This is a genomic window from Pseudovibrio sp. Ad5 (assembly GCF_001623095.1).
Taxonomy (GTDB): Bacteria; Pseudomonadota; Alphaproteobacteria; order Rhizobiales; family Stappiaceae; genus Pseudovibrio.
The window spans coordinates 255,246-269,142 of record NZ_LMCH01000066.1; the positions used below are offsets into that span (position 1 = coordinate 255,246).

The window sequence follows — 13,897 nt, forward strand, 5'->3', positions numbered from 1 at the left end:
CTCAAACAAAGCCTCTTAGCGCTTTTTTTGTTTGCCTGTGTTTTCCCCTCCCCTCATCACTCTTGGCAAGGTTCACACCCATTCATTCGGTCAAAGTGGAACGGCACAAACCAGTATCCACCGCGTCAAACAGTGTTGGCAGGGGTTTCTTAACTCTCCCTCGCCAGTTTCTGATGGTGATCTTGAATATGTCGCGTGCATTTCATTCACGCGCCTCATTCAAGATCTTTATTAATGCGTATCCTCGCCTGAAAACCGGAGACCACTTTTCAGGGATACGCTTGCGAAAGACTTCTTCATGCGTAACCTCATCGTATTCTCTGCTGCTCTTTTGGCTTGCATCTGGACAACTGCAGCCTTTTCTGCACCGCCAACCAGCTTCTCTCAGGCCAAGCGTCTGTTGGAGAAGCATATTTATCCATCAGAAGAGTATCGTGAGACCTTCTATTGTGGTTGCACCTACAATGGAAAGAAGCAGGTTGATGCGGACAGTTGCGGGTATACCCCGCGCAAAAATGCCAAGCGCGGCAAGCGGATTGAGTGGGAGCACATTGTTCCAGCTTCGCGTTTTGGCAAAACACGCGCCTGTTGGAGTGAAGGTGACCCCGCATGTACCACCAAGAAAGGCAAATCCTATAAGGGCCGCCGGTGCTGCTCTAAAGTTGATGCAGATTTCAAGCGCATGGAAGCTGATCTCCATAACCTCGTTCCAGCCGTTGGTGAGTTAAACGGGGACCGCTCCAATTATCGCATGGCCGTTATCACCGGCGAAGACCGGACTTATGGCGCTTGTGATTTTGAGATTGATAGCAGCCGGAAAGTTGCCGAGCCGATGGCTGAGACGCGTGGTGATATTGCGCGGATCTATCTGTACATGCAGACCACCTACGGCATGGCTTTGACAGAGACTGAGGTCGAGATGTTCAACAATTGGATGGCAGAGGATCCGGTCTCTGAAGAAGAGCAACTGCGAGATGCTCGCATCCTGGAAATTCAGGGTAACACCAATCCGCTTATTTCGGTTGGTTTCTAGCCAGGTCCTCTTTTCGCTTCCTACCGTCATAATTGTGTACCGACACATCATCTACCCTAGGGTAAGGTATCATGACGGTGGGAGGGTACAATGGCAGTTGAAACTGAGAATCTGAAATTCCTTGTTGGTCCGAAGACAGTCCTCGATCATTTACCGGATAATCCGCTGGATGATCTTGAGGGCGAGATTATCGGGTTTATTGATGCTGCAGAGCGCTCGCTCGACATAGCAATTCAAGAAATAGACAATAAACGCATAACCAACGCACTTATCAACGCAAAGCGGCGCGGGGTGCGGGTGCGAGTGGTATCCGAGGCGGATTACTTAAGTGTGGATGAGCCTGCTGAAGACCCGCATTCGAGCGACCCTCGTGTTGAGAACGAGGTGAACCGGCAACTTCATGCGGCGTTGCTGCGCTCTAAGGTGTGGGTTCGGACCGACTTTAACCCACGGATATTCCATCAAAAATTCATTATCCGGGATGGCAATTCTGTTCTGACAGGTTCTACAAACTTCACTGAGACCGGCACACATCGCAATCTCAATCACCTTCTCATCATCAAAGATGAGAAGGTTGCCGATATCTTTGAACGGGAATTCAGGGAGATTAAACGCGGACGCTTTGGCCGATATAGCGTTGATGAGAACGAATCCGAGAACACGCCGAAAGAAGTGATTGTCGACGACATCCGCGTGAAAGTTTGCTTTGCGCCGGACCACGCGCCAGAGATGGAAGTCACCAAACAGATGACAAAAGCTAAGGAACGGGTAGATTTCGCGATCTTCACCTTCTCCAAGAGCTCCGGTATTGATGATGCCATGTTGCTGTTGATGGAGGCTGGACGAAAGGTACGTGGTGCGCTTGATGCCCGGCAAGGCGGTCAGGACTGGGCAGCGACCCAACCCCTTGCAGAAGCTGGTGCTGATTTGCATTTCGTTCGCGGATCAAGCCGAATTGGTAAGCTTCATCATAAGCTTATGGTGATTGATGATAGCATTATGATTGTTGGTAGCTTCAATTACACAGGCCCGGCGAACCGGTTTAATGACGAGAACATCGTCGTTCTGGGGGATTCTGTTGTGCCAACCGAGAACCAGAAACGGTTTGCGATGGCAGCACGGCAAGAGATTGACCGGATCATCAGTGATCATGGGCAGCCAATCGTCATCAACTAAATTTGCGCAGGCCTTTCTTAAAGGCGTGTATGTTTATCTTTTGGTAACCATTCAGCCAGATTTGGCGCTTACACTTTGCGAATGGCAAATTCCCTTGATAGCGGCGAAGACTTACTCATCATCTGCAAACCAGATGTTACCGCAGCGATTGAAGACTGGATTGATCATCTGGGATCTGAACGGCGACTGGCTGAACGGACACTGGAAGCGTATGAGCGCGATACCCGTCAGTTCCTGCGCTTCATGACCAGTTATGAAGGTGAACCGGTTGCCCTGCGGCATCTGGAGTCTTTGAAACCAAAGGACTTTCGCGCATTTCTGGCAACCCGCCGGAGGGATGGCGCACAAACGCGGACGCTTGCCCGTGGCCTTGCTGGCATCCGCTCCTTCCTCTCGTTTCTGGAGGAGCGCGGTGAGGTGAATGCGGCTGGTGCTGCGGCGGTTCGTACGCCGAGACTTCCCCGCAGCCTGCCCAAGCCTATCCCCGTTGAGGAAGCCAAAGCGATTGTCAGCAGCGATCTCGCTTTTGAGGACACTCCCTGGGTTGAAGCCCGAAACGCAGCGGTGTTCACACTGCTCTACGGTTGCGGCCTCCGCATTTCCGAAGCGCTGTCTCTGACATCGGCCTCCGCGCCGAAGGAGGGGGATAAGTCGCTGAAGATTCGCGGTAAAGGCAACAAAGAACGGCTTGTTCCGGTTCTGCCAGTGGTAATAGAAGCTATTGAGGCCTACAAAAAGCAGTGCCCTTATGATCTGTCGGGCAGTTCACCGCTGTTTCGCGGCGTTCGTGGCGGCCCGCTGAATGCGCGCATGATCCAGCTGGCCATGCAAAAGATCCGCAGTGCTCTTGGTCTACCAGACACCGCAACTCCTCACGCTTTACGCCATTCGTTTGCAACTCATTTGCTGTCTGAAGGCGGGGATTTGAGGAGCATTCAGGAGCTACTGGGGCACGCAAGCCTTTCTACCACACAGATTTATACGGAAGTGAACAGTGCACAGCTGTTGGACGCTTATGACAAGGCACACCCGCGTCGTTGATAGGTTGTCCCCCTCCCTCACATCACCTTGATCTCCCTTAGCAGATCCCCTAGGTTCGTCGGTGTGAAACGGGGTGCCCAACACGTTTGTTGTGGCTGAGATCATACTCGAAGAACCTGCTCTGGATAATTCCAGCGAAGGGAGCACTCACGCCGTGTTGGGGGATAGATTGTCTGGCAGTTTGCCAAGTCCCTGATACCAGCTCTCTTTCGCACAACAAGACCGAGGATAAAAATGGGTCGTGTCGAAAGCGCTTGCGCAACTCTTTCCGCAATTCGTGACAACAGTCCACTCGTCCATAACATGACGAACATCGTGGTGGCCAACACCACAGCCAACGCCCTGCTGGCCATTGGCGCCTCCCCTGCCATGGTGGATGGCCCGGAAGAAGCCCCTGAACTTGCAAGTGTTGCAGGTGCATTAGTGGTCAACGTTGGCACGGTTACCCCTGCTCAGGCAGAGGCAATGAAGTTGGCAACTGCTGCTGCCCACAAAGCTGGTCGCCCTTGGGTGCTGGACCCGGTGGCTGTTGGAGCGCTGACCTTCCGCACCAAGCTTGCTGGTGAATTGTTGGAGAGCAAACCGAGCGTCATTCGTGGCAATGCCTCTGAAATCATGGCACTTGCTGGTCAGGGTGCAGGTGGAAAAGGCGTTGATAGCACGGATAGCTCTCAGGCTGCTCTGGCAGGAGCGAAAGAACTGGCGAAGCAGACGGGCGCTGTTGTTGTCGTCTCTGGCCCGGTTGATTTCATCACTGATGGTGTGCGCACTGCTGAAGTCGCCAACGGGGATAAGATGATGCCTTATGTGACCGGTCTTGGCTGCACGGCAACAGCTTTGACTGGCGCAACGCTGGCTGTTTGCGATGACCCGTTTGATGCTGCTGTTGATGCAATGGTTTTCCTCGGAGTGGTTGGTGAGATTGCTGCAAAAAATTCAGCAGGACCAGCAAGTTTGCAGCCGGATATCATTAACGGCCTCTATCAGCTGAACAGCGATATCCTCAACGCAACAGCACGGATTGAAATGCATGAAACCGTTGCTTGATCTTTCCGTTTATCTGGTGCTGGGGCCGCAAGACTGCCCCGGTCAGGACCCCGTCGACATAGCAATCGCAGCCGCACAAAACGGCGCAACTGTTGTGCAGCTTCGTCACAAGACTGGCAGCACGCGCGAGCAAATTAAGCTGGCAGAGCGGTTGATGCGAGCGTTGAAACCGCTGAATGTGCCGCTAATCGTCAATGATCGCGTAGATGTTGCCTTAGCGGTTGACGCGGACGGTGTTCATGTTGGGCAGGATGATATGGATGCCACGAAAGCCCGGGAGCTGATCGGCTCAGATAAGCTGCTTGGTCTATCGGTCAGCACTCAGGACGAGCTGGATGCTGCGGACATTTCAGCCTGTGATTACCTTGGCATAGGCGCTTGCTTCCCGACGAACAGTAAGGATGATGCGGCTGACATGGGTATGCAGAGCTTTACCGGTTTAACGGTTCAATCTCAGTTGCCTGTGGTTGGAATTGGCGGAATTTCGCTTGCTAATGCTGATCAGGTGATCAAAGCTGGAGCTGATGGGATTGCAGTTATTTCAGCAATCTGTGGGGCATCCAGTCCATCCGCAGCTACACGCAAGCTTCAGGATATCGTCAAAAGCGTAAAAGACCTAGGGTGATAGGATAAAACACGCATTTACTCCTCGCAGAGCCCATCTACATTGATATATGAGAGGACTAGGCGGGGAGCTTTTAGTCATGAAACTTAGACAAACATCATTTTTGTGCATGTTCTTCTGCACGTTTGCTTTTCTTGTTTCAGCATCTCAAGCGCAAACCGCCTGTGAAGTCCGCAAGTCAGAAATGGCGGAGCTGGGGGATTGGGAAAATCCCAAAGCACGTTTGAAAGAGCTCTCCCAGATTGAAGTTGAAGGGCAATGCCTTGACGGACAACTGATTGTGCGCGCTCGTGCCTTCACCAGTTGCTCCCCTCGCGACTGCAAGTGGGGTTGGGCTGCAGGACAGCTTAGTTTTTCTGGTGTACTCACGTTCCGGTTTGGTGGTTTCTTCAAAGCACAGCATATTGAGCTGCGGCCAATGGGAGAGCGTATTCAGGCATATGTCCGCACCGAAAACCATGATCCGACAATTCCGAACAAGACCCGCAGTTACATTCTGGTCCGCCAGTAGCAAAAAAGCCACCTCAGTTTCCTGAAGCGGCTTTTTCTAAATCCAGAAATTCCAGATTACATATGAATTGGCTTGGCGAATGTTGCCATAGCGGCTTCTTTCACTGCTTCGGACATGGTTGGGTGCGCATGGCAAGTGCGACCCAGATCCTCAGAGGAACCGCCAAATTCCATCAGAACACATGCTTCGTGGATCATTTCGCCGGCACCGAAGCCAACGATATGAACACCGAGCACACGATCTGTTTCAGCGTCAGCCAGCACTTTCACGAATCCGTCGGTGTGCAGCATTGCTTTTGCACGACCGTTTGCGGAAAACGGGAACTTGCCGGACTTGAATTTGATGCCCGCAGCTTTCAGTTCTTCTTCAGTTTTACCAACGCTGGCCACTTCAGGAGAGGTGTAAACAACGCCAGGAATGACGTCATAGTTTACGTGACCTGCCTGACCTGAGAGCATTTCTGCAACTGCAACGCCTTCGTCTTCCGCTTTGTGCGCAAGCATTGGGCCTGCAATCACATCACCGATAGCAAAGATACCGTCAACGTTGGTTTTGTAGTGGTTGTCTGTCTTCACGCGGCCACGCTCGTCCAGCTCAACACCTGCTTCTGCCAGACCAAGACCTTCCGTATATGGACGGCGACCGATTGCGACGAGAACCACGTCTGCATCCAGAGTTGCGGCGGCGGCTTCACCAGCTGCTGGCTCAACGGTCACTTCCAGAGCACGGCCTTTTTTCTGAACCGCAGTTACCTTGGAGGACAGCTTGAACTTGAGGCCTTGCTTTTTCAGCATGCGCAGGAACTGCTTGGAAACGTCAGCATCCATTGGGCCAAGTATCTTGTCCATGAACTCAACAACGGTCACTTCAGCACCAAGACGGGCGTAGACAGAACCAAGCTCAAGACCAATAACGCCAGCGCCGACAACGGTCATACGGTTAGGCACTTTATCCAGAGACAGGGCGCCAGTTGAAGAGACGACGGTTTTCTCATCGATCTCGATACCTGGCAGAGGCATTACGTCAGAACCTGTTGCGATAACAATGTTCTTGGTTTCCACGATGGAAGTTGAGCCGTCTTCAGCTTTTACTTCTACGCGACCAGCACCCAGCACGCGGCCAGTACCAAAGTGAACGTCGATCTTGTTCTTTTTGAAGAGGTAATCGATACCGGTCACATTGCCGTCGATCACTTTATCTTTGTGCGCCAGCATTGCCTTCCAGTCCACTTTTGGCTTGGAAGTTTTGATGCCAAGGGCTTCAAAGCTGTGGTTTGCTTCCTCGAACATTTCAGAGGCATGCAGCAGAGCTTTGGATGGAATACAACCGATGTTCAGGCAGGTACCACCATGGGTCTTACGCTTCTCAACCACAGCAACTTTCATGCCGAGCTGAGCTGCCTTGATTGCACAAACATAACCGCCTGGGCCGGTACCGATGACGACGAGATCGTAGGACATTTGCAAATCCCTGTAAGTAGGCGGGAGAAGGCTGCAACGAAGAGAAGTGCGCCAATTTCCCTTAAAACAAATGTGCCCGGCCAGTGCCGGGCACGTTTACATCAGAGGTCCAGAATCAGACGCTGTGGATCTTCAAGGCTCTCTTTAACGCGAACCAGGAAGGTCACTGCCTCTTTGCCGTCAACGATACGGTGATCGTAGGACAGAGCCAGATACATCATCGGACGGATTTCTACCTGACCGTTGATCGCAACCGGGCGCTCCTGAATTTTGTGCATGCCGAGGATACCGGACTGCGGTGCATTCAGGATTGGAGAGGACATCAGGGAGCCGTAGACGCCACCATTGGAAACGGTGAAGGTACCACCCTGCATGTCTGCCATGGAGAGCTTGCCATCACGGCCTTTACGACCGAGGTTGCCGATTTCTTTTTCGATTTCAGCAATAGACATCTGGTCTGCATCACGAACAACAGGAACCACAAGACCCTTCGGAGTGCCAACAGCAACACCGATATGCGCGTAGTTTTTGTAGATGATGTCAGTGCCATCGATCTCAGCGTTTACAGCCGGGATTTCTTTAAGAGCATGGGTAATTGCTTTGGTGAAGAAACCCATGAAGCCAAGTTTTACGCCGTGCTTCTTCTCAAAGATATCCTTGTACTGCTTGCGGAGGTCCATGATCGGCTTCATGTCCACTTCGTTGTAAGTGGTCAGCATAGCCGCAGTGTTCTGAGCATCTTTCAAGCGGCGCGCAATCGTCTGACGCAGCTTGGTCATGCGAACACGCTCTTCACGCACTTCGTCAGTCGGAGCCGAAACGGCGCGCACTGCAACAGGAGCCGGAGCGGCTGCCGGAGCAGCAGAAACGCCAGCAGCAACAGCTGCGAGAACATCACCTTTAAGAACCTGACCACGTTTGCCGGAGCCCGCAACCTGATCAGCAGAGAGGCCTTTTTCAGAGATCATCTTTGCTGCAGAAGGTGCTGCTGGCATGCTTGTGCCAGAAACAGTTGGCGCAGGAGCGGCAGCTGCCGGAGCAGCAGCAGCAACAGCTGTGCCGTCGCCTTTTGCGATTTTGCAGAGCAGGTTACCCGGCTCAACAGTTGCGCCAGTTGCCTGAGCGATTTCAACCACAGTACCAGCAACTGGGCTAGGTACTTCCTGAGCAGCTTTGTCTGTTTCCAGCTCAACGAGGATATCGTCAGCCTTTACAACGTCACCAACTTTAACTGACCATTCGCCAACTTCAGCTTCGGTAACGCTTTCACCAGCGTGTGGTACCAGAACTTCAACTGTTTCAGCAGCTGCAGCAGGCGCAGCTTTAGCAGCCGGTGCAGCTTCGGCAGCAGGAGCGGACACAGCACCAGCTGCGCCCTCTGCGATGGAACCAAGAAGGGCGCCAACTTCAACAGTATCGCCTTCTTTCACATCAATGCTGTCCAGTTTACCGGCTACAGGCGCAGGTACTTCAACAGTTACCTTGTCTGTTTCCAGCTCAACCAGTGGCTCATCTGCATTCACCGCATCGCCCGGTTTTTTGAACCATTGAGCGATTGTTGCCTCGGTTACGGATTCACCCAGAGTGGGTACTCGAATTTCCGTCGCCATTGTCTCTATCTCTTTTCGTTTCAGGGCCCCTGAAAGGCCTGTCGGACTTACCTGATTACGAGGTACTTACTCGGCGAATGCATCGTCGAGGAAAGCTTGTAGCTGAGCCAAGTGCTTTGACATCAAGCCGGTTGCTGTTGCAGCAGCTGGTGGCCGGCCAACGTAACGCGGGCGATGCACTTTTGCATTCACATGCTCCAGAACCCATTCAATGTACTGTTGAATGAAGAACCATGAGCCCATGTTCTTCGGCTCTTCCTGACACCAGACTACGTCTGCATTCTTGAAGCGGCCCATCTCTACGCACAAGGACTTGGTCGGGAACGGGTAGAGCTGCTCAACGCGGAGGATGTAAACATCGTTGATGTTACGTTTCTCACGCTCTTCGAGCAGGTCATAGTAGACCTTGCCTGTACACAGGATCACGCGACGGATGTCTTCATCCTTCTTCAACTCAACAGTTGAACCTGGGTTCGTTTGAGCATCATCGTGAAGGAGACGGTGGAAGCTTTCGTCTGCGCCGAAGTCTTCCAGTTTGGAAACTGCACGCTTGTGGCGGAGCAGAGACTTTGGCGTCATCAGAACGAGTGGCTTACGAATGTCACGCTTCAACTGACGGCGAAGGATGTGGAAGTAGTTAGCCGGTGTCGAACAGTTGGCTACCTGCATGTTGTCTTCCGCGCACATCTGCAAGAAACGCTCAAGGCGTGCTGAGGAGTGCTCAGGACCCTGACCTTCGTAGCCATGCGGCAGCAAGCAGACCAGACCGGACATACGCAGCCATTTACGCTCACCAGAGGAGATGAACTGGTCGAACAGTACCTGCGCACCGTTTGCAAAGTCACCGAACTGTGCTTCCCACATGGTCAGCGCATTTGGTTCTGTCAGCGAGTAACCGTATTCAAAGCCCAACACTGCTTCTTCAGAAAGCATTGAGTTGATGACTTCATAACGGCCCTGCTTTTCACCAACATGGTTCAGCGGGATGTAACGGCCTTCGTCTTCCTGATCATACAGAACGGAGTGACGTTGAGAGAAGGTGCCGCGTTCACAATCCTGACCGGACAAGCGAACGGAATGGCCTTCTTTCAGCAATGCACCGAATGCCATTGCTTCGCCCATTGCCCAATCGATACCCTCACCGGTCTCAATCATTTTGGCACGGTTGTTCATGAAGCGGCGGATCGTGCGGTGTGCATTGAAATCATCAGGCACATTGGTCAGCTTGCCGCCGAGTTCTTTGAGTTCATCCATTGGAAGACCAGTCGAACCACGACGCGGCTCGTCAACTTCCTTCGCAACCTTCATCTTAGACCAACGGCCATCAAGCCAGTCGGCTTTGTTTGGCTTGTAGGTTTGGCCTGTTTCGAATTCACGATCCAGATGCGAACGCCAGTCAGCTTTTGCTTTATTAACGTCCTCAGCAGACATCAGACCTTCTTTGACCAGCTTGTCAGCATAGATCTGAAGGGTTGTTTCATGCTTGCGGATCTTGCGGTACATGATCGGCTGCGTAAACGCAGGCTCGTCACCTTCGTTATGGCCAAAGCGGCGATAACAGATGATGTCAATCACGACTGGGCGTCCGAACTTCTGACGATATTCAGTCGCAATCTTTGCAGCAAAAGTAACAGCTTCCGGATCATCACCATTTGCATGGAAGATCGGCGCTTCAATCACTTTCGCGGCGTCAGAAGGATAAGGTGAAGACCGTGAGAAACGTGGGTTGGTTGTAAAGCCGATCTGGTTGTTGATGATCACATGGATCGAACCACCAGTGCGGTGACCACGAAGCGCGGACAGACCGAAACATTCAGCGACAACACCCTGACCAGCAAACGCAGCATCGCCGTGCAGAAGCAATGGGAGGACGTTGCTGCGGTCAATCTCCGATGTCTCTTTCCAATCAGAAAGCTGATCCTGCTTGGCGCGGACCTTACCCAGAACAACCGGGTTTACGATCTCAAGGTGAGACGGGTTCGCTGTCAAAGACAGGTGAACGTTGTTGTTGTCGAAAGAGCGGTCAGAAGAAGCACCAAGGTGGTACTTCACATCACCAGAGCCTTCCACATCATCAGGAGCGTATGAACCGCCCTTGAACTCATGGAAGATCGCGCGATGTGGCTTGCCCATCACCTGAGACAGAACGTTCAAACGACCACGGTGCGCCATGCCCAGAACGATGTCTTTAACACCAAGAGCACCACCGCGTTTGATGATCTGCTCAAGCGCCGGGATCAGTGCTTCACCACCGTCCAGACCGAAACGCTTTGTACCGGTGTATTTTACATCAAGGAACTTCTCAAAGCCTTCGGCCTCAACAAGTTTATTGAGGATCGCTTTCTTACCTTCTGGTGTGAAGGCAACGTGTTTGTCCGGACCTTCAATGCGCTCCTGGATCCATGCTTTTGCAGCTGGATCAGAGATGTGCATGAACTCAACACCAAGGGTGGAACAATAGGTCCGTTTCAGAATTTCCAGCATCTCACGGATGGTGGCGAATTCCATGCCCAGAACGTTGTCCAGGAAGATCTTCCGATCCCAGTCCGCTTCAGAGAAGCCATAGGTCGCGGGATGCAACTCTTCATGGTCACCAGGAACAGCAAGGCGGAGCGGGTCAAGATCAGCATGCAAGTGGCCGCGCATACGGTAAGCACGGATCATCATGATCGCACGAACACTATCGCGAGTTGCCTGCAGCACCTGATCTTCGGTTAGCTCAACACCATTCTTCTTGGCCGTGGACTTGATCTTTTTGCTGACTTCTTTTTCAGCGGGCCAGTCGCCATCAAGAGCTGAAACCAGTTCACCATTTGCTGGAACTGGCCAATCAGAACGCTGCCAGGTTGCTCCGCGAGCTTCCTTGATTACGTCTTCTGGATTGTCCTGAAGCGAAGAAAAGAATTCTTTCCACTCGGGGTCGAGTGAATTCGGGTTTTCCTGATATTGAGCATAAAGCTCTTCAATATAAGGAGCGTTGGCGCCGTAAAGAAACGACGTCAGCGCGAATACGTTGTTCGCGTCCTGCCGAGCCATCGTTTTTAAGCGGACTGTTGATCCGCCCTACTTTCTTTGGGCGGGTGTCACACACCACATACCCTTGGGTCCCGCGACTGACAGCAAGCCTGGGGACTTACTGCCTTCTCAAGACTGTCGATGAAAGTGATTCACCGACAGTCGATTTAGTATGCCTCCTAAATGGTATAGGAGGTGTAATTTTTAAGCACCCTGCTTCAACTCTTCGAGAAGAGCAACAAGGGTCTTGCCAAGCTTAGCTGGGGATGGAGATACACGGATGCCCGCGTCTTCCATTGCAGCAATCTTGTCGTCCGCTCCGCCTTTACCGCCAGAGATCACAGCACCTGCGTGACCCATGGTACGGCCTGGAGGCGCTGTACGACCAGCAATGAAGCCAACCATTGGCTTAGAACGGCCTTTTGCAGCCTGTTCTTTGAGCCATTCAGCTGCTTCTTCTTCTGCAGAACCACCGATCTCACCGATCATGATGATGGATTCTGTTTCTGGATCGTCCAGGAACAAGTCCAGCATATCGATGAACTCAGTGCCCTTTACAGGATCACCACCGATGCCGACTGCAGTGGACTGGCCGAGGCCTTCCTGCGAAGTCTGGAAGACTGCTTCATAAGTAAGTGTACCTGAACGGGAAACAATACCTACAGAGCCCTTCTGGAAGATGGAGCCTGGCATAATGCCGATCTTACACTGTTCAGGTGTCAGAACGCCTGGGCAGTTTGGACCGAGAAGACGGCTGTCGGATGCGTCGAGGCGAGCTTTAACCTTCACCATGTCTGCAACCGGGATACCCTCAGTGATACAAACGATGAAAGGAATGCCAGCGTCGATAGCTTCGATGATTGCTGCGCCTGCACCTGCTGGTGGGACGTAAACAACAGAAGCGTTTGCACCGGTTGCGTCTTTCGCTTCTTTAACGGAAGCAAAGATTGGCAGTTCAGCAGCAGATTCAAGTCCGGAAGACCAGGTTTCGCCGCCTTTTTTAGGGTGTACACCGGCAACCATTTGGGTGCCGAAGTATGCCAGTGCCTGCTCAGTGTGGAATGTACCGGTTTTACCGGTCAGACCCTGGACGATGACTTTGGTGTCTTTGTCGACGAGGATAGACATTATGCGACCTCCTTCACAGCAGCCACGATTTTCTGAGCTGCATCGTCGAGATCGTCAGCAGGAATAACATTCATGCCGCTTTCGCTAATGATCTTTTTGCCAAGCTCAACGTTGGTGCCTTCGAGGCGCACAACGAGAGGAACCTGAAGACCAACTTCTTTAACAGCAGCCAGAACGCCTTCTGCAATCACATCACAGCGCATGATGCCACCGAAGATGTTGACCAGAATGCCCTGAACGTTTGGATCGGACGTGATGATCTTGAACGCAGAGGTTACTTTCTCTTTGGTAGCGCCACCACCAACATCAAGGAAGTTTGCAGGTTCAGCACCATACAGCTTGATGATGTCCATGGTCGCCATTGCCAGACCAGCACCGTTCACCATGCAGCCGATGTTACCGTCGAGAGCAACGTAAGCGAGGTCGTGCTTGGAAGCTTCGATCTCTTTTTCGTCTTCTTCGGTCTTATCGCGCAGGGCAACAATGTCTTCGTGGCGGAACAGTGCGTTGCCGTCGAAGGATACTTTCGCATCCAGAACGCGCAGACGACCACTTTCCATAACGATCAATGGGTTGATTTCGAGAAGCGCCATATCCTTTTCTACAAATGCTTTGTAGAGGATTGGGAACAGCTTCATGCCATCCGCGCGTGCTTCACCTTCAAGCTTGAGGGTGTCACAAAGAGCAGATGCTTTGTCTTCGGTCACGCCCTGAAGCGGATCGATTGGCAGAGTGAGGATAAGCTCTGGCGTATTGTGCGCAACTTCCTCAATATCCATGCCGCCTTCAGTGGATGCTACGAAAGCAACCTGACCACATGTGCGATCGACGAGCAGAGAGAGGTACAGTTCGCGGTCAATATCCGCACCGTCTTCGATGTAAAGGCGGTTCACGACTTTACCAGCATCACCGGTCTGTGCAGTCACCAGTGTGTTGCCGAGCATGTCAGCAGCGTGGGACTTTACTTCATCCAAGTTGAATGCAAGACGAACGCCGCCTTTTGCTTCTGGGCCGAGTTCTTTGAACTTACCCTTACCGCGACCACCTGCGTGGATCTGAGACTTCACAACCCACAACGGGCCTGGAAGGCTTTTTGCAGCGGCTTCAGCTTCATCAGCGGAGAAAATTGCAACACCTTCAGCAACAGGTGCGCCGTATTCCTTCAGGACCTGTTTGGCCTGGTATTCATGTATGTTCATCTGCCCTTCCCATTCTAAGGGGCCCTGCCGAAGCAGGGAGCTAGACTGGCAA

The 13,897-nt window shown here is 52.3% G+C and carries 11 protein-coding genes; 6 read left to right on the forward strand and 5 right to left on the reverse strand.

The genetic code is table 11. The features are described from left to right. Positions 1–298: 298 nt before the first annotated feature. The 6 genes from PsAD5_RS26265 to PsAD5_RS26290 all read left to right on the forward strand — a co-directional run bounded on the left by PsAD5_RS26265 (position 299) and on the right by PsAD5_RS26290 (position 5,433). Positions 299–1,033 carry an endonuclease gene (locus tag PsAD5_RS26265; protein WP_063286418.1) on the forward strand — a complete coding sequence of 245 codons (735 nt, stop codon included), beginning with the start codon at positions 299–301 and terminating at the stop codon, positions 1,031–1,033. 90 nt (positions 1,034–1,123) lie between these two features. Continuing rightward, a complete protein-coding gene (locus tag PsAD5_RS26270) occupies positions 1,124–2,209 on the forward strand; it encodes a phospholipase D-like domain-containing protein (protein ID WP_063286417.1) in 1,086 nt (361 codons plus the stop codon). 81 nt (positions 2,210–2,290) lie between these two features. After that, a complete protein-coding gene (locus PsAD5_RS26275) occupies positions 2,291–3,250 on the forward strand; it encodes a tyrosine recombinase XerC (protein ID WP_057462974.1) in 960 nt (319 codons plus the stop codon). 234 nt (positions 3,251–3,484) lie between these two features. Continuing rightward, entirely contained in the window at positions 3,485–4,297 is an 813-nt protein-coding gene (thiM, locus tag PsAD5_RS26280; RefSeq protein ID WP_063294241.1) for a hydroxyethylthiazole kinase, read from the forward strand. After that, complete coding sequence (gene thiE / locus PsAD5_RS26285; protein ID WP_063294242.1) at positions 4,281–4,922, forward strand: thiamine phosphate synthase; 642 nt, start codon at positions 4,281–4,283, stop codon at positions 4,920–4,922. The genes thiM and thiE overlap by 17 nt, the downstream gene beginning before the upstream one ends. Positions 4,923–5,001: 79 nt before the next feature. Beyond that, on the forward strand, positions 5,002–5,433 hold the full coding sequence (locus tag PsAD5_RS26290) for a hypothetical protein (protein WP_063294243.1): 432 nt from the start codon (positions 5,002–5,004) through the stop codon (positions 5,431–5,433). Between the two features lie 56 nt (positions 5,434–5,489). Here the strand turns inward: PsAD5_RS26290 and lpdA are convergent, their stop codons facing one another. The 5 genes from lpdA to sucC all read right to left on the reverse strand — a co-directional run bounded on the left by lpdA (position 5,490) and on the right by sucC (position 13,845). After that, positions 5,490–6,893, reverse strand: a complete 1,404-nt coding sequence (gene lpdA, locus PsAD5_RS26295) for a dihydrolipoyl dehydrogenase (RefSeq protein WP_063294244.1) — start codon at positions 6,891–6,893, stop codon at positions 5,490–5,492. Positions 6,894–6,994: 101 nt separating this feature from the next. Further along, complete coding sequence (odhB, locus tag PsAD5_RS26300) at positions 6,995–8,503, reverse strand: 2-oxoglutarate dehydrogenase complex dihydrolipoyllysine-residue succinyltransferase (protein ID WP_063294245.1); 1,509 nt, start codon at positions 8,501–8,503, stop codon at positions 6,995–6,997. A 66-nt stretch (positions 8,504–8,569) separates the two neighbouring features. Next, positions 8,570–11,539, reverse strand: coding sequence for a 2-oxoglutarate dehydrogenase E1 component (locus tag PsAD5_RS26305; RefSeq protein ID WP_057462980.1), 2,970 nt, complete (start codon positions 11,537–11,539; stop codon positions 8,570–8,572). 183 nt (positions 11,540–11,722) lie between these two features. Then, positions 11,723–12,646, reverse strand: coding sequence for a succinate--CoA ligase subunit alpha (sucD, locus tag PsAD5_RS26310; protein WP_057462981.1), 924 nt, complete (start codon positions 12,644–12,646; stop codon positions 11,723–11,725). Then, a complete protein-coding gene (sucC, locus tag PsAD5_RS26315) occupies positions 12,646–13,845 on the reverse strand; it encodes an ADP-forming succinate--CoA ligase subunit beta (protein WP_057462982.1) in 1,200 nt (399 codons plus the stop codon). The genes sucD and sucC overlap by 1 nt, the downstream gene beginning before the upstream one ends. Positions 13,846–13,897 lie beyond the last annotated feature (52 nt).